Annotated in this window: 16 protein-coding genes; 6 read left to right on the forward strand and 10 right to left on the reverse strand. The window is 59.0% G+C overall.

All coding sequences use genetic code 11. From position 1 onward, the window contains the following. Positions 1-162 precede the first annotated feature (162 nt). Both HMPREF2724_RS00165 and HMPREF2724_RS00170 read left to right on the forward strand, forming a co-directional pair. Positions 163-930 (forward strand): hypothetical protein, encoded by a 768-nt coding sequence (locus tag HMPREF2724_RS00165; protein WP_246815058.1) that lies wholly within the window; start codon positions 163-165, stop codon positions 928-930. 154 nt (positions 931-1,084) lie between these two features. Beyond that, positions 1,085-4,801, forward strand: coding sequence for a multifunctional oxoglutarate decarboxylase/oxoglutarate dehydrogenase thiamine pyrophosphate-binding subunit/dihydrolipoyllysine-residue succinyltransferase subunit (locus HMPREF2724_RS00170; RefSeq protein WP_210386661.1), 3,717 nt, complete (start codon positions 1,085-1,087; stop codon positions 4,799-4,801). A 118-nt stretch (positions 4,802-4,919) separates the two neighbouring features. Here HMPREF2724_RS00170 and HMPREF2724_RS00175 read toward each other — a convergent pair whose 3' ends face one another. Beyond that, positions 4,920-5,705 (reverse strand): type 2 periplasmic-binding domain-containing protein, encoded by a 786-nt coding sequence (locus tag HMPREF2724_RS00175; RefSeq protein WP_070586659.1) that lies wholly within the window; start codon positions 5,703-5,705, stop codon positions 4,920-4,922. Positions 5,706-5,838: 133 nt separating this feature from the next. Here HMPREF2724_RS00175 and HMPREF2724_RS00180 point away from each other — a divergent pair, with 133 nt between their 5' ends. Next, a complete protein-coding gene (locus HMPREF2724_RS00180; RefSeq protein WP_070433470.1) occupies positions 5,839-6,975 on the forward strand; it encodes an Mrp/NBP35 family ATP-binding protein in 1,137 nt (378 codons plus the stop codon). Positions 6,976-7,007: 32 nt separating this feature from the next. On the opposite strand, the gene HMPREF2724_RS00185 is transcribed toward HMPREF2724_RS00180, so the two are convergent. The 3 genes from HMPREF2724_RS00185 to sigE form a co-directional block, all read right to left on the reverse strand. Further along, on the reverse strand, positions 7,008-7,637 hold the full coding sequence (locus HMPREF2724_RS00185; protein WP_070586662.1) for a twin-arginine translocase TatA/TatE family subunit: 630 nt from the start codon (positions 7,635-7,637) through the stop codon (positions 7,008-7,010). A 104-nt stretch (positions 7,638-7,741) separates the two neighbouring features. Next, complete coding sequence (locus HMPREF2724_RS00190; protein WP_062039033.1) at positions 7,742-8,200, reverse strand: anti-sigma factor family protein; 459 nt, start codon at positions 8,198-8,200, stop codon at positions 7,742-7,744. A 127-nt stretch (positions 8,201-8,327) separates the two neighbouring features. Then, positions 8,328-8,996, reverse strand: a complete 669-nt coding sequence (gene sigE / locus HMPREF2724_RS00195) for an RNA polymerase sigma factor SigE (protein ID WP_070586664.1) — start codon at positions 8,994-8,996, stop codon at positions 8,328-8,330. Positions 8,997-9,144: 148 nt separating this feature from the next. Between sigE and HMPREF2724_RS00200 the strand changes: the two genes are divergently transcribed. After that, on the forward strand, positions 9,145-9,789 hold the full coding sequence (locus tag HMPREF2724_RS00200; RefSeq protein WP_070586666.1) for an O-methyltransferase: 645 nt from the start codon (positions 9,145-9,147) through the stop codon (positions 9,787-9,789). Between the two features lie 83 nt (positions 9,790-9,872). Here HMPREF2724_RS00200 and glgC read toward each other — a convergent pair whose 3' ends face one another. Beyond that, on the reverse strand, positions 9,873-11,090 hold the full coding sequence (gene glgC, locus HMPREF2724_RS00205; RefSeq protein ID WP_062035432.1) for a glucose-1-phosphate adenylyltransferase: 1,218 nt from the start codon (positions 11,088-11,090) through the stop codon (positions 9,873-9,875). 109 nt (positions 11,091-11,199) lie between these two features. Between glgC and glgA the strand changes: the two genes are divergently transcribed. Together glgA and HMPREF2724_RS00215 are read left to right on the forward strand one after the other, a co-directional pair. Further along, positions 11,200-12,354 carry a glycogen synthase gene (gene glgA, locus HMPREF2724_RS00210; RefSeq protein WP_070586668.1) on the forward strand — a complete coding sequence of 385 codons (1,155 nt, stop codon included), beginning with the start codon at positions 11,200-11,202 and terminating at the stop codon, positions 12,352-12,354. A 26-nt stretch (positions 12,355-12,380) separates the two neighbouring features. Beyond that, positions 12,381-13,823 (forward strand): GH32 C-terminal domain-containing protein, encoded by a 1,443-nt coding sequence (locus HMPREF2724_RS00215; protein ID WP_070433456.1) that lies wholly within the window; start codon positions 12,381-12,383, stop codon positions 13,821-13,823. A 113-nt stretch (positions 13,824-13,936) separates the two neighbouring features. On the opposite strand, the gene HMPREF2724_RS00220 is transcribed toward HMPREF2724_RS00215, so the two are convergent. The 5 genes from HMPREF2724_RS00220 to HMPREF2724_RS00240 form a co-directional block, all read right to left on the reverse strand. Beyond that, entirely contained in the window at positions 13,937-14,803 is an 867-nt protein-coding gene (locus tag HMPREF2724_RS00220; protein WP_070586670.1) for a methyltransferase domain-containing protein, read from the reverse strand. Between the two features lie 10 nt (positions 14,804-14,813). Further along, positions 14,814-14,981, reverse strand: a complete 168-nt coding sequence (locus tag HMPREF2724_RS00225) for a DUF3117 domain-containing protein (protein WP_005531903.1) — start codon at positions 14,979-14,981, stop codon at positions 14,814-14,816. A 101-nt stretch (positions 14,982-15,082) separates the two neighbouring features. Then, positions 15,083-15,343 carry a cell division protein DivIVA gene (locus HMPREF2724_RS00230; RefSeq protein ID WP_070586671.1) on the reverse strand — a complete coding sequence of 87 codons (261 nt, stop codon included), beginning with the start codon at positions 15,341-15,343 and terminating at the stop codon, positions 15,083-15,085. Between the two features lie 3 nt (positions 15,344-15,346). Beyond that, on the reverse strand, positions 15,347-16,081 hold the full coding sequence (locus HMPREF2724_RS00235) for a glucosyl-3-phosphoglycerate synthase (RefSeq protein ID WP_070586673.1): 735 nt from the start codon (positions 16,079-16,081) through the stop codon (positions 15,347-15,349). Then, a partial coding sequence (locus HMPREF2724_RS00240) for a dihydropteroate synthase (RefSeq protein WP_168164856.1) occupies positions 16,078-16,507 on the reverse strand: 430 nt, incomplete at its 5' end. The genes HMPREF2724_RS00235 and HMPREF2724_RS00240, both read right to left, overlap by 4 nt.

The raw sequence follows: 16,507 nt of genomic DNA on the forward strand, positions 1-16,507 counted from the left end.
CGACATTTAGGCGGGTTTGGATACTTAAAAAATTCTCGACCAACGCTATTGCTAAATCCACAGCAAGCGCTCAGGAAAAAGCAGAGACACTTCGCTACGGTGGTTTTACAACAGGCAACCAAATACCGGTTGTCATAAACAGTTTTAGAGGTGATTTAGAAGATGAGCATTTTAGATAAGGCAAAAGGCGCAATTGAAAAGAGGGTTTCTAACAACGCGACGGGCCCGGCAAATCCCACCAACTCCGACAATGTTTATGAGATCAACCCGGAGGAAGCCAACCGCGTCACCAACGCGCTTTTAGATGGCCTAGACAAAGCAGTCGCAGCGCAGTCTGGTGTTATCAAGAAATACGTTGATGGCCTTCGCAAACGCAATCCGGAGTCAAGCCCAGCACAAATCCAAGCAATCCTCGATAAGCACTTGCTTAACCTAGTCTCTGGCACTGGTGCTGCTGCCGGTGCTTCCGCCGCAGTTCCGGGTGTAGGCACCATCGCCGGCATCGCTGCTATCGCGGCAGAATCCGTGGTTTTCCTGGAAGCTACCTCCTGGTACGTATTGTCTTCTGCTTACCTGCGCGGTGACAACATCGAAGACGAAGAACGGCGCCGTGCCCTGGTTCTGCTGGTGCTGACCGGTTCTAAGGGCAGCGCCTTGGTTGACACCTTGGTCGGCGACATGGGCACCGTCAAGGGCGTTACTTCCGCAGCCACCCTGTCGCGCTTTACCGGCCCAACCCTAAGCGGTCTCAACGGCCGTCTCACCAAGCTTTTTGCCAAGCAGGTAACCAAGCGCCTGAAATGGGCATGGGTCTCCAAGCTGATGCCAATGGGCATCGGTGCAGTGCTCGGCACTTCTGCCAACCGGAAACTTGCCAAGAAGGTAATTGAGCATGCTGGCGAGCAGCTTTCGCCTTTGCCCACCTCATAAGGGGCGCTTTCACCCCTGACCTAGTGAGCAAAACAACTCGGAACGTATCATGGTTGAAGACACTTTTCGGGGTGCTGTGTGCACCCGCGCAAAGGCCCTACTAAAGTCCCATTAACGAACCGTAATTAACAAGGAAATGAGGCGAATTCCTGCCGTGAGCAACTCGAGCATTTTCGGCCCCAATGCGTGGCTGATTGACGAACAGTTCCAGCAGTACTCAAAGGATCCCAACTCCGTAGATAAGGAGTGGCGCGATTACTTTGAGGCCAACGGAGCACCGAAGAACGCGGCTTCTGCCCCAGCAGCCGCTGCACAATCCTCCGCGAAGAAGTCCACTCCGGCGAAGCCAGCTGCAGATTCTGCTACCCCGAACGGTGCGCCAGCAGCAAAGCCAGCGAAGGTAGCAGAGAAGCCAGGCAAGGATTCTGACTCCAAGAAGAACTACCCAGATTCCCCGCTCGATCGCATCGGCGAGGCTCCGGAGGCTGGCGAGCGTCAGCTCAAGGGCATGTTCAAGGCAATCGCTAAGAACATGGACGAGTCCCTCGAGATTCCAACCGCAACCACCGTGCGCGACGTTCCAGTCAAGCTGATGTGGGAAAACCGCGCGATGATCAACGATCACCTCAAGCGCACCCGCGGTGGCAAGATTTCCTTTACCCACATCTTGGGCTACGCCTTGGTCAAGGCGACCCAGATCCACCCAGACATGAACGTCCGTTACGAGGTCAAGGACGGCAAGCCGACTGTCGTACAGCCAGAGCACGTCAACCTGGGCCTCGCTATCGACCTCCCGCAGAAAGATGGCTCCCGCGCACTCGTTGTGGCAGCGGTCAAGGAAGCCGAGAAGATGTCCTTCTCCGAGTTCGTTGACGCATACCAGGACATCGTCAACCGCTCCCGCCAAAACAAGCTCACGATGGATGACTTCTCCGGCGTCACCATCAACCTCACCAACCCGGGCGGCATCGGCACCCGCCACTCCATCGCCCGCCTGACCAAGGGCTCCGGCGCCATCATCGGCGTCGGCTCCATGGATTACCCGGCTGAGTTCGCCGGCACCTCCGAGGACCGTCTGGCTGACATGGGTGTAGGCCGTCTGGTCACTCTGACCTCCACCTACGATCACCGCGTCATCCAGGGCGCGGAGTCCGGCGAGTTCCTGCGCACCTTGGGCCAGCTGATCACCGATGATCGCTTCTGGGACGAGCTGTTTGAGTCCATGGGCGTTCCTTACCAGCCATTCCGCTGGGCACAGGATGTCCCGAACACCGGCGTGGACAAGAACACCCGCGTCATGCAGTACATCGAGGCTTACCGCTCCCGCGGCCACCTCCTCGCCAACGTCAACCCACTTGGCTGGCGTCAGCCGGGCCTGCCTTGGCCGGATCACCGCGACCTTGACCTTAAGACCCACGGCCTGTCGATCTGGGATCTGGACCGCACCTTCAACGTCGGCGGCTTCGGTGGCCAGGAGACCATGAAGCTGCGCGACGTCGTCAAGCGTCTGCGTGATGCTTACACGCTGAAGGTCGGCTCCGAGTACGCCCACATCTTGGACCGCGATGAGCGCAGCTGGCTGCAGGATCGCCTCGAGGCTGGCATGCCAAAGCCATCCAACGCTGAGCAGAAGTACATCCTGCAGAAGGTCAACGCTGCTGAGGCATTCGAAAACTTCCTGCACACCAAGTACGTCGGCCAGAAGCGCTTCTCCCTCGAGGGAGCTGAGTCCCTCATCCCGCTGATGGATGCCATCGTGGACACTGCTGCGGGCCAGGGCCTCGACGAGGTCGTCATCGGCATGCCGCACCGTGGCCGCCTGAATGTCTTGTTCAACATTGTTGGCAAGCCACTGGCTGACCTCTTCGGCGAGTTCGACGGCAACTACAAGGGTGGCCAGCTCGGTGGCTCCGGTGACGTTAAGTACCACTTGGGTTCCCAGGGTCACCACATCCAGATGTTCGGTGACGGCGAAATCGACGTCAGCCTGGCTGCTAACCCGTCTCACCTCGAGGCCGTTGACCCAGTCTTGGAGGGCATCGCCCGCGCTAAGCAGGACCTACTGGACAAGGGCCAGGACGGCTTCTCCGTTGTCCCAGTCATGCTGCACGGTGACTCCTCCTTCAACGGCCTGGGCATTGTTCAGGAGACCATCAACCTGTCCCAGCTGCGTGGTTACACCACCGGCGGTACCGTCCACATCGTGGTCAACAACCAGGTGGGCTTCACCACTACCCCGGATTCCGCACGTTCTACCCACTACGCCACCGACCTGGCAAAGGGCTTCGATTGCCCGGTATTCCACGTCAACGGTGACGACCCAGAAGCAGTTGTCTGGGTTGGCCAGCTGGCTACTGAGTACCGCCGCAAGTTCGGCAAGGACGTCTTCATCGATCTCATCTGCTACCGCCTGCGCGGCCACAACGAGGCAGATGATCCTTCGATGACCCAGCCGGAGCTGTACTCCATCATCGATGACCACAAGTCTGTCCGTGAGATCTACACCGAGGAGCTCATCGGCCGTGGCGACCTGTCCGAAGCAGACGCTGAGGCTGCAGCTCGTGACTTCCACGACCAGATGGAATCCGTCTTCACCGAGGTCAAGGAATCGGAGGCCGGTGCCCCTGGCGAGCAGCACGGTATCACCTCTGCGCAGGAGCTGACCCACGGTCTGGATACCTCCATCACCGCCGAGGAGATCGAGGAAATTGGCCAGGCCTACGCCAACGGCCCAGAGGGCTTCGAGTACCACAAGCGTGTTGCCCGCGTTGCCAAGGAACGCCTGAAGACCTCCACCGAGGGCGGCATCGACTGGGGCTGGGGCGAGCTTATCGCCTTCGGCTCCCTGGCTAACCAGGGCAAGCTGGTCCGCCTGGCCGGTGAGGATTCCCGCCGCGGTACCTTCACCCAGCGCCACGCTATCCCGGTCGATCCGCGCGATGGCTCCGAGTACAACCCGTTGAACTACCTGGCTCAGACCAAGGGCAACGGCGGCCGCTTCCTGATTTACAACTCCGCCCTGACCGAGTACGCAGGCATGGGCTTCGAGTACGGCTACTCCGTGGGTAACCAGGACGCACTCGTTGCATGGGAGGCACAGTTCGGTGACTTCGCAAACGGTGCACAGACCATCATCGACGAGTACCTGTCCTCCGGTGAGGCAAAGTGGGGCCAGCTCTCCAGCCTGGTTCTGCTGCTGCCGCACGGCTACGAGGGCCAAGGCCCAGACCACTCCTCTGCCCGCATCGAGCGTTACCTGCAGCTGTGTGCTGAGGGCTCCATGACGGTGGCTCAGCCTTCTACCCCGGCTAACCACTTCCACCTGCTGCGTCGCCAGGCGCTGGGCTCCATGAAGCGTCCGCTGGTCGTCTTTACTCCGAAGTCCATACTGCGTAACAAGGCATCCGCTTCTGCTATCTCCGAGTTCACCGAAATCAAGCACTTCCAGTCCGTCATCAATGACCCGAACTTCGTTGACCACGAGGGCAAGGTTGTAGGCGACGCCGAGAAGGTCAAGACCATCATGCTGGTCTCCGGCAAGCTCTACTGGGAGCTGGCTAAGAAGAAGGAAGCAGACGGCCGCGATGACGTCGCAATCGTCCGCCTCGAGATGCTGCATCCGATTCCGTTCAACCGTCTCGCAGAGGCATTCAAGGCCTTCCCCAATGCCACCCAGGTTCGCTTCGTCCAAGACGAACCAGCAAACCAGGGCCCATGGCCTTTCTACAACGAGCACCTGCGTGAGCTCATTCCGGATATGCCGGAAATGGTCCGCGTATCTCGCCGTGCGCAGTCCTCGACTGCAACCGGTATCGCCAAGGTCCACCAGATCGAGCAGAAGAAGCTGCTTGAAGAGGCCTTCGACGTCTAAGGCTTAAAAGCCAGATAGAACGGCTAAAGCGCCCTTGCCGCCTCGAATAGAGGTAGCAAGGGCGCTTTAGTATATTTTCGAAAAAGCAAGCTCTACAAGGAGCTGCTCAGCAGCCAAGCTAGGACTTCGGCTTGCTCGAATTGTCCTTTTTCTCATCGCCGGAGGTCAGATCGGATCCTCCGGAAGAGTTGGAATCGCCACCAGTATCCATGACGGTGCCCGCATTGGATTGCGAGTTCCAGTCACTTACCGTTTGCTCCAGAGAACCGGACTCGTCGGTCTTTTCCAGCAGCTCACGGATTTCCCCATCGGTCAAAAACTTGGTCAGGGAAGACACTGCGAGGCGTTCCTCACGGTCAAAAAGGCCCTTGTAATAGACTACGACGTAGTTCTGCGGCAGGTTCGGCTCCGCTTCCTTGCACCCCTGCGCGCTGGAAGGCTCTACCACCGCGAGGTCCGGCGGTAGCGCATTCATCAGCGCCACGTGGGTAGTAGCCAAAAAATCCTCGCCCGAGGGGTCCTTTTGGTCTTCCTCGTAGCGCTTCGAAATCTCACGTGCGGCAACAGGGTTGAAGGCATCGAGCAATTCACCGGTGCAACCGATGTAGAAGTTCGTTGCGCCGTCGCCGCTCTCGATAAGCGGGAGGTTCTGCTCGTTAGCAGAGGTGGCCTCCAGTTCCTCATTACTGGCCACATTTGCGGCTCTGCCCTGGGACTCCAAAGTCTGCTTATACAACTCAGCGAGCAACAGCTGCCGCTTGGACTTTGGGTTGACGGATATGGTTACCGCTTGGTGCAAGCCAGGCTTTTCATCCGCCGAAGGATCAAATTTGGTGCAGGAGCTCAATGCAGCCAATGCCAGTCCGGCAGTCGCTAGCGTCGCTACAAGGCGGCGGGATCGCATCGGCACAGTTCTCCTTAAAGTTATGGTTCTTCCTAAATATTCCTAAAATTCTACACGGCACTGCTGGGCTTTCCGACGCCGCCTTATCCCAGCGTTTTCCTGTATTTAATAAGGGGCTAAGATGGGTTGGGTTATGACTAGCGCTATTACTGAATCCGCCGTTCGGGAGGCCCTTAGCCGGGTTGAAGACCCAGAAATCGGCCGCCCTATCACCGAGCTCGACATGGTGAAATCCGTCGCCATCGACGGCAATGACGTCAGCGTCGAAATCTATCTGACCATTGCCGGCTGCCCGATGAAAAACACCATCGAAGCCAACACTCGAGCCGTCCTCGAGGACATCGAGGGCGTTGGCAATGTCAGCGTGACCATGGATGCCATGAGCGATGAACAGCGTCGCGCTTTAAAGCAGAAGTTGCGCGGCGGCCAGGCTGAGCCGGAGATTCCTTTCGCCAAGCCAGAATCCACCACGCGCGTGTTCGCGGTGGCCTCTGGTAAAGGCGGCGTCGGCAAGAGCTCCACCACCGTCAACCTCGCAGCCGCGCTTTCGGCCAAGGGCTTAAAAGTTGGCATTGTCGACGCCGATATCTACGGCCACTCCGTACCGGGCCTGCTGGGTTCGACCGCCGGCCCCACCGTCATTGATGATGAAATGCTGCTGCCACCAATTTCCCACGGCATCAAGCACATCTCCATTGGCCAATTCGTCGAGGGCAACGCCCCTGTGGTCTGGCGCGGCCCGATGCTGCACCGCGCGCTGCAGCAATTCCTGGCTGACGTCTTCTGGGGCGATCTGGACGTTCTACTGCTCGATCTCCCACCCGGCACTGGCGACGTCGCGCTTTCCGTGGCTCAGCTCATCCCGAACGCCGAGCTGCTCATCGTCACTACCCCGCAGGCAGCAGCCGCGGAGGTGGCAGAGCGTGCAGGCTCCATCTCGCAGCAGACTCGCCAGCGCGTAGCCGGCGTTATTGAGAACATGGGCGCCATGGTGCTGCCTGACGGTTCCACGATGGATATCTTTGGTACCGGCGGCGGCAAGGTTGTAGCAGAGCGCCTTAGCACCATCTTGGGCTACGAGGTGCCTGTCTTGGCTGAGGTGCCGCTCGATCCGGCTCTGCGCACCGGCGGCGATGCCGGCGAACCAATCATCACCGCCGCCCCGGATTCTCCTTCTGCAACGGCAATCAAGCAGCTAGCGGATAAGCTCGCCATCCGCAACGACTCTCTGGTGGGCAAGACCTTAGGTCTGGGCGTTACCCGCCACTAAAAAATTAGGCAGACGCCTAAAGCAGTTACTGCTTAGGTAACATCAGCCCAAGAAAAGCCGGTTCCTTCTGCGTTGTCATTTGCCGCAGTTGGTGCCGACTTTGGCGCCGACTTTGGCGCCGACTTTCGCGTAGGCGCCTGCGGCTGTTGAGCCGAGCTCTGCTGCGGTTGTGCCGGTGCCGCGTAAATCTGGGAGTAGTCGAAGGTCGGGCGCTGCTGGCCCTGCTGACCTGAATTCGCCTGTTGACTGCGCTGACTGTGTTGGGCACGTGGCCCGGAAGCACCGCGCTGCGCTGCGGAGTGCGCTTGCTCATCGCCCGCGCTTAGATGCGGTTTGCCCATTCCCTCTGTCAGCTTACGCGGGTCGAAATCATCCCAAGCGGAATCGTCTCCGTCAAAAAGAGCCTTGGTGATAGCACCGCGTGGGCCCAAGCGCGTCCATTCGGCGGCCTGGCTGATGGGGCCACGCAAAGTTTCAAATTCCTCGCTCAGGCCGCCCATTTCACCTTGTAGTTCGGCCTTGGCATTGTTGATTGCCTTACGCGCAGCATAGATTGCCGCACGGACATCCATGATTACGCCGGGGAGCCTCTCTGGACCGATGATCACGATGCCAAGAAGCACGATGACGGCAATCTCTGTCCAACCGATTGAAGAAAACACTATGCTATCTTAGCCCTCCGTTAGCGCCTGTGCGCTATGTGAAACGGGCACCAACCTCATTCGCCTTGACTCCGCTGCTAATAGCGCCACTTAGCGCCACTGCATTAACGCCTCTGATTGTGCTTGATGGCGCGAATGACCATCTCGACCTTGTCAAGGATATCGCGCTCGCCGACGCCACTGGTACCGCCGTGTGCGCTGAAATTGTTTCGCCCTTTTTCAGGTGTGGCGGCGTCCTCGTCAGCTGCTTCAGCTGCGATTCCGGCCAGCTTGGCCATCAAATCTTTCGGTGCACGCACTTGGTGGTCAACGTTGCAGTTGCGCACCCACTGGGAAGCACGGCGCTGCTCACGGACGTCGGCGCGACATTCAGCGCAGTGCACCAGGTGAACATGCACACGATGAGTGGCTTTGGGATCCATCTCGCCATCGACGAAGGCTGCCACAGCTTCGGGGCCTAAGTGCCCAATGGAATCAGCCCGCCGAGCCCTTGCTTTGGCCTTATCACGGGCCTTGGCAAGAGTCTTGTCAAAGGTGGTGGTGGCGCCTTCTACTCCACGCATATGAAACGAGGCGCGGTGCTGATGTGCAGAATCCTCCACGGGAGTTTAGCCACCTACCTTTCTATCGAACGTTGGGTTCGTTAATTAGTCTCCACAATAGACCTCATTGCACTTTGGCGTGGGCGGCCTAGCGGCTACGGAGCAAAACTCGGGCTTCGTCGTTGGTCTGCGCGGCGGTTTCGAGAGCCGCGCGCAGCTGTGCACGGCCGCGGTGGATGCGCGAACGAACGGTACCCATCTTCACGCCCAGGGTCTCTGCGATTTCGTCGTAGCTCATTCCCACGACGTCACACAGAACAACTGCTACACGGAAGTCAGGGGCCAGCTCGTCGAGCGCCTTTTGCAAGATCGGGTCCAAGTTGGCCACGGTATAAGCTTGCTCCGGGGTCATATCGGTGCCGGGCACGCGCTCATAATCTTCCGGCAGGGCCTCCATCCGTATCTTGGCACGATGGCGGACCATATCTAAGAAGAGGTTGGTGGTAATCCGGTGCAACCAGCCGCGGAAAGTACCGGGCTGATACTTATCAAGCGAGCGGAACACACGCATGAAGGTCTCTTGGGTCAAGTCCTCTGCATCATGCTGGTTACCGGACAAGCGGTATGCCAGGCGGTAAACGGAGTCTGCATGCTCGGCCACGAGCTCCGACCACGAAGGCATCGCAGCCTGGCCGGCGTCGAACGCGGCTGTGCCGCTGAGTTCTTCGGAAGCAGCGACGTGAGGCTCCGTTGGGCTAGTGTCCACACCAGTTTCCTGGCGCAAAGACGAATCGACGCGATGCTTCCTTTCATGCATTTCATCTTCCTATACCGAGCTTCAAAACGCCAGACAGTACTCTGCGAAGTGACTGTGAGCGTCACCGAAAACAAAAACTTCTACCTCATCAGTAACAATCCTGGCGTCTTGACACCGCATACACAGAAAATTACCTATGGTTTAGGTTGTGACTAATACGGCATACGACGCACTGCGTTCTTACATCGAATCCACCAGCGAAGTTTCTACGGCACTCGCCGGGGCCCGTTCCCATGCCGAGGAATTTGGCTTGTCCGTACCAGACGAAGCAACCGGTCAGCTTCTTTCCTCCCTTTCCGCAGCCAGCTCTGGCGCTGATCGCCCCCAGGCCATCGCCATTACTCCGGCTGCTGCTGTAGCCGGAATCTACCTCCTGCAGGGCCTGCCTAACAATGGAATCATCACCTGCATCGATCCGGAGGCAGAGCATCAGGCCATGGCGAAGACCACTTTCCGTGAGGCCGGGTTTGCCACCACCCGCGCGCGCTTTTTGCCTTCCCACCCCCTGGAGGTCATGGGACGTCTCGCCACCGATGCTTATCAATTGATCTTCGCAGACGTTCCCGCGCTGGATATGCCGGCTCTTATCAACGCCGCTTTCCCACTGCTGCGTAAGAACGGCACTCTGGTTCTCGCGAATTCTTTGCTGGATGGCACCCTCGCCGATACCACCCGCAGCGACCGCGACACTGCCGCTGCCCGAGAAGCAGACGAGCTCGCCCGCTCACTCGAAGACGCCGTAGTAACCCGTCTACCACTGGGTTCCGGCCTAACGCTTATCACCAAGCACTAAGAAGTAGAAGCCTCACACGAGATACAGGCGGCTGCCCCTTCATCTCGTGTGAGGCTTCTGTGTTTTCTCCCCGCCGCGGTGCGCTAGACGGTTTCGTTCTTGCCCACGACGACAACGCCGCCGTCAGAGACCTTAAAGCGGGACTCGTCGCGCTCGCGGTCGCAGCCGATGATGGCGCCTTCGGAAACCACCACGTTCTTATCCAAAATGGCATGGCGGACAACCGCGCCCTTGCCCACGCGCACGCCTGGCAGCAGCACCGAGCCTTCTACTGAAGCTCCGTCGGCCACATGCACGTCCGAGGACAGCACAGAGTTGCGCACGGTGCCGCCGGAGATGATGCAGCCGGGGGCCACCATGGAAGACTGCGCGATGCCGTTTTGGACGAACTTCGCTGGCGGAAGGTTGGACTCATCCGTGGAGTGGATGGGCCAATGATTGTTATAAAGATTAAAAATCGGGTGCACCGAAATTAAGTCCATGTGTGCTTCGTAGAAAGAATCGATGGTGCCCACATCGCGCCAATAACCATGATCGCGCTCAGTGGAACCAGGCACGTCATTCGCCATGAAGTCATAAACATGCGCCTGCCCGCGCTCCACGAAGTACGGAATGATGTCGCCGCCCATGTCGTGGTCGGAGTTTTCGTTCTCCTCGTCCTTTAGCAGGGCCTCAATCAGAGCATCAGCCGTAAAGACGTAGTTACCCATGGACGCATAGGTCATGTTCGGATCATCCGGAGTCGAAGGCGGATTATCCGGCTTTTCCAAAAACTCGGTGATGGTTCCCATGCCATCTGCCTGAATGCAGCCAAAAGCGGTGGCCTCGCTGCGCGGCACACGAATGCCCGCCACGGAGCAGTCGAGCCCGGTAGCGATGTGTTCCTGAACCATCTGCTGCGGGTCCATGCGATAGACGTGGTCGGCGCCGAAGACGATGACATAGTCCGGCTTTTCGTCATAAATCAAGTTAAGCGACTGGACAATAGCGTCGGCGGAACCGTTGTACCAGCGCTTGCCGCGACGCTGCTGGGCGGGCACGGAGGCGATGTACTGGGAAGTTGGGCCAGACAGATTCCAAGCCTGCGAGATGTGGCGGTCAAGGGAATGGGATTTGTATTGGGTGAGCACCGCAATCTTGAGGTAGCCCGCGTTGACGAGATTGGACAGGACGAAATCGATGAGACGGTAGGAGCCGCCGAAGGGAACGGCGGGCTTTGCGCGATCTTCCGTAAGCGGGAATAGACGCTTGCCTTCACCGCCGGCGAGGACAATAGCGAGGACATTAGGCTGGGATTTCACATGTTCCAACCTATTCAGTTTTAGGCCGCTTCGCAGAGGAAATAGGTCAGAAACTACCCCCACGGGAATTTTCTGCACGGTATGGATTTTCTCCGTATTCTGGGAGGACATGAGAGCCGGAATTTTTTCCAAGGAATACCCACCTGAGATTTACGGTGGCGCTGGCGTGCACGTCGCCGAGCTAACCCGCTTCATGCGGGAGTTAATCGATGTTTCCGTTCACTGCATGGGTGGCCCACGCGAGGAAAAGGACGTCTTCAACCACGGCGTTGATCCAGAACTTTCCGCAGCCAACCCCGCCATCCAAACTCTTTCCACGGGTCTGCGCATGGCTAATGCAGCTTCCGATATTGATATCGCGCATTCCCACACCTGGTACTCCGGCCTCGGCGGCCATCTCGCCGCCCGCCTCTACGACATCCCGCATGTGGTCACCGCCCACTCTTTGGAGCCGCACCGCCCATGGAAGCGTGAGCAGCTCGGTGGCGGCTACGAGATTTCCTCGTGGTCCGAGAAAAACGCCATGGAATACGCCGACGGCGTCATCGCGGTTTCCGCCGGCATGAAAGCCTCCATTCTGGATGCTTATCCCCGCATCGATGAGTCCAAGGTGCATGTTGTGCTCAATGGCATCGATACCGAGCTGTGGCAGCCGCGCGAGGCAGACTACCTGGACAAACTCGGCGTCGACAAGCAGCGCCCCATCGTTGCCTTCGTCGGCCGCATCACCCGCCAAAAGGGCGTGAAGCACCTGCTGAAGGCCGCGGCCCAGTTTGATTCAGACGTCCAGCTGGTGCTGTGCGCAGGCGCTCCCGATACTCCAGAAATCGCCGCGGAAACCGCATCTTTGGTCGAAGACTTACAGGCCAACCGCGACGGCGTATTCTGGGTGCAGGAAATGCTCTCTCGCAGCCTCATCCAAGAGGTGTACTCTGGCGCCGACGTCTTCGTGTGTCCTTCTATCTACGAGCCTTTGGGAATCGTTAACTTGGAGGCCATGGCGTGCGGGACTGCAGTAGTTGCATCTGACGTTGGAGGAATCCCCGAGGTTGTCGTCGACGGTGAGACCGGAATTCTCGTCCACTACGACGGAAATGCGGTCGCTGACTTCGAAGCAAACCTCGCTGCTGCCGTCAACCAGGTCGTCGCCGACAAGGAGCACGCAACCGCATTCGGCCAAGCCGGCCGCACGCGAGCTGTGGAGAAGTTCTCGTGGGCCACCATCGCCTCCCAGACCGTAGATATTTACCGCGCACTGATTTAAATCGAGAATCTTTAGAAAGGCACTTTGTGACAACCCATCGCCCCGAACTGCACTTCACCCCTGAGTCTGGAGTCCTCGAGGCTCCGGCCGGCGTGCTGCTAGACGGCAATACGTGGCACCTGTTTTTCCAGTACCGCCACGAACTTTCCGCCCCGGCGCGCTGGGGACACAACTATTCTGAAGAATTTCCATTCGATTGGTTGGAGTGCGACGACGCACTTGCCCCTGTCGGCGGTGAGCTTTCCTTGCGCGCCGGTTCTGTAGCCGCGGGCGAAGATGCTATCAACCTCTACTTCACCTCCGTGACTTCCACCGGCACCTCGGTGCGTTTAGCACGCTACACCGATTTCAACGATGTCTGCGAAATTTCGGATGACTCCAACGCACTAGACCCGAATGTCGTGCGCTATGGCGAGGTAGCCGCCAACGTCACCAATTACTCCCGCTTCCGCTCGCCTTCCGTGGTTCCAGACTGGGTCGCGGCCGACCGCGATGAAGGCCACGAGGGCTGGCTCATGCTCGCACTAACCGGCCACTCCGACGCGCCGCTGCCCGTTATCCTGCGCTCGGCCGACGGCTTGACCTGGGATGTGGAAGGCCCGCTCGAGTTCAATGGCGATCCTGGTTTCAACGAGGGCGAGGTCCCGGCAAACTCGCCGATTCCACCGGTTGTCTCTCCACGCCTGGTCCGCTTGCGTGACGAGGTAGATGAGCGCATTTACGACGTCCTCCTGGTTACCCTTGAGCGCGATAACCGCGATGTCTCCGGTTACCTCGTCGGCCGCTTGGAGGGCACCACCTTCACCGTCGCCTCCGGTTTCCAGCGCATCGACTTCGGCCACGATTTCTCCCGCCCGCGCAACACCAACGCCACCGAGGGCACCGTCCCGCAGGAGACCCGCTACGACGAAGCGGTTGTCCTGGGTCTTCTCAACGGCAATGGCCGCGGCGACGATCCTGCAGCGCATCCTTCCTTCGAGGAGGAAGGATGGGCCAATACCCTCGCACTGCCGCGTCGCATCACCCTCCAGGGAGGCAAGCTCTTCCAGACTCCGCCGCGCGGCCTGCCGGATGCCATCCGCCAGTCAGAGCGCGCCCGCTCCTGGGTCGGCGTAATGGATGTCCCGGAAGGCTCCTCCGTCACCGTCACCTTGCTCGACGGCAACGGCAAGCCCGCGGCAGTCATCACCCATGCTGGCAGCACACTGACCTTAGATCGTTCCATGGGCACTGCTTTCGATTCCTATTTCAAGGACTCGGCTCCTGCCGTAGCGCATTTGGCTGAGGGTGATTCCGATTCCCTCACCGTCGTGGTCGACGGTGCCACCGTAGAGGTCTACGCCGACGGCGGCCAGGTAGCCATGGGCTCCCGCGTCTACTTCGACGGCGGTTGCTCTGATCTCCAGGTCGAGACCGCCGGTGAGGCCGTCATCGAGCAATCCTGGCAGCGCAAAGGCTCGCAGCTCTAAGCGCGACGTGTTTTAACACTCAAAGCGACAATAGGGAAAGGCAGAGCATCTGTGCTCTGCCTTTCCCTATTGTTTGTGCAACCGGCCAGACCTTTGGCCTTGCCCACCGCTATTTAGACTGCGCGCAGACGGTCCAGGCGGGCATGAGCGGTGACCTGCATGGTCTCTGGCAATTTTGCCATGCGCTCAGCAAGCTCTTCCTTTTCAAGGTGGCGGGCAGACGGGCTCATGCCAACCTGCGCGGCAATAGAGGCGCGATCCAGGGTCATCGGATAAGAGATATCAACCGGATCTGCCGCCTGCTCAAGGTAGCCCGCGGCCTGCTCGTACATGCGCTCGATCTTGCCTTCTTCCACGCCCAAGATTCCCAGCGGCTCGCGTAGTTCATCCAGATGACCGAGGTCCGGAGTCAAGACAACAACCTCACCGCCTGGACGCAAGATACGCTGGAACTCCGCTGGGTTGCGCGGGGCAAAGACCACCGATACCGCATCGATGGAATCATCCTGCAGCGGCAACCGCTCCCACGCATCCGCCACCACGGCGCCAACGCGCGGATGGCACTTTGCCAGATGCTTGGCAGCATGTGGGGAAATATCCAGACCAACGCCACGGGCCTCAGCGATGGAATCCAAGGTATGAGCTAGGTAATAGCCGGTGCCGGCACCGACTTCAAGCAGCATAGGCTCGGCAGTCTCAGGCAACTCGTTGGCATCCAGTGCGTCCTGCACTGCGCCCGTGACAGCCTCCACAAATGGGGCGAAGTGGCCCAAAGACAGGAAGGTCTCACGCGCGGAAACCATCTCACTGGAATCGCCCTTATGCTTTAGCCCTGCCCCGGGGGCAAGGGTGACATAGCCTTGTTTTGCCACATCAAAAGAGTGCCCAGACTCAGAGACGAGACGAGCAAAATCGTCGGCGCCGCTTAGCGCGGTGCCATCGTTTGGGTCGGCCAGAACATCGATGACGTGTGAAAGCATGCCTTAAAGACTAGCTGGAAACTTCGGTCAGCAATGAACCAAGTTCCGCAGCCTCCTCTTTTGTGAGCTCCACAACAATACGGCCACCACCATCGGAGGGGATTCGCATGACAATTTTGCGGGACTCCTCAACTGCTTCCATTGGCCCACCTGTCGTGCGTGGCTTCATAGCTGCCATAGCTGTACCGCTCCTTTGGGATGTAAAAGTTTTTGGGTTACCCTAACCACTCTACGCCTTATTGCTAGTCACGGGGCGGTTGCGAAATTGGTCTAGCCGTTTCACCCTCGCTTCGGTAGCGCTTTTTCTACCTCCGCCAGCAAGGCATCCACCTGGGATTGGCGGTATCCATGGGAAACGACGTCGAACTTGATGTCATCAAAGTTTCCATCTTGAAGTGCTCTCTGATTGTTTGCCAGCACATCGCGTTTTTCATCAAGATCGTCTAGTACTTCCCCACGCCCAAAAATCGAGCCCCACGCCCACGTTCCTAAAACCACCAACGCGAGCAGAACGACGATAAGCAAAATCCACGACAGCATGGGCTAAAGCTTACCGCCGGATGGTTCACGTTGAGCCACAGGACCTATTACCCCTGCGCGCGACAAAATCGTGCGCGCGACCACCTCAGCCATGGGCGCAAGCTCATGCAGCGGCCGGTTGCGGTGGATGCGCTCGCCAAGGTCTACTTCGGCGATGGAAGAAACACCGCAGCGCTTAGCGACGTCGATAAGCAGCCCGGCTTCCACCCCGTATCCGTCAACAAATGGCAATGTCCGAGCCAGCGACGTGCGCAGCGCATATTCGCCACCTAAGGGCTGAGCGATATCCCCGAGCTCCGGGAAGAACGTGCGCAGCAAAGGCTTCGCGGTCAACTCCGTGACTCGCCCGCCCCCGCTTGGGGCACCGTTGATGGTACGCCGATAAGTAGCTTTGACCATCTGGATCTCTGGATCCGCAAACGGCGCAGCCAACTGCGCAACCATTCCTGGATACGCAGACTCCAAGTCGGCATCAACGAAGACCACGATGTCACCTTGAGCCGCGGCGACCCCGCGCCAGAGCGATTCACCCTTGCCCGGCCGCGGCGCAATCTCCGGCAGGATTTCGCGCCAGTTGTATACCTTTGCTCCGGCAGCGGCAGCGCGCTGCGCGGTGTGATCCGTGGAGTCAGCATCGACAACGATGACCTCCATTGGGTCATCTGCTAAACAGGCTCGCACCACGTCCGCGACGGTTGCTTCCTCGTTGAGTGCTGGGATGATGACAGAAACGCTCATGCAAGCCCACGGGTGGTGTTCAGCGGGGCCATCGCGCCTTCGATAGCTGCGGTCATACGAATGACGTCGAGGGTCTCCGCGACCTCGTGGACGCGGAAAGCGGCCACACCATGCGCTGCCGACCACGCGGTTGCGGCCAATGTCCCTGCCACGCGCTTGCCGACGCCGCGGTCCAAAGTCTCGCCTACGAAGTCCTTGTTAGACAACGCCATCAGTACCGGCCAGCCCGTGGCAACAACCTCGTCGATGCGGCGCAGCAACTCCAGCCCGTGGAAGGTGTTCTTGCCAAAGTCGTGGGTTGGGTCGATAAAGACCAGCTCCTCCGGGCACCCCAGGCTCGCCGCCCTTTCTGCCAGAGCAGTCGTCTCCGCGATGACATCCGCCACGACGTCGTCAAAGTGCACGCGGTGTGGGCGCGTGCGTGGG

Origin of the sequence: Corynebacterium sp. HMSC071F07 (assembly GCF_001810285.1) — a bacterium.
Classification (GTDB): domain Bacteria; phylum Actinomycetota; class Actinomycetes; order Mycobacteriales; family Mycobacteriaceae; genus Corynebacterium; species Corynebacterium simulans.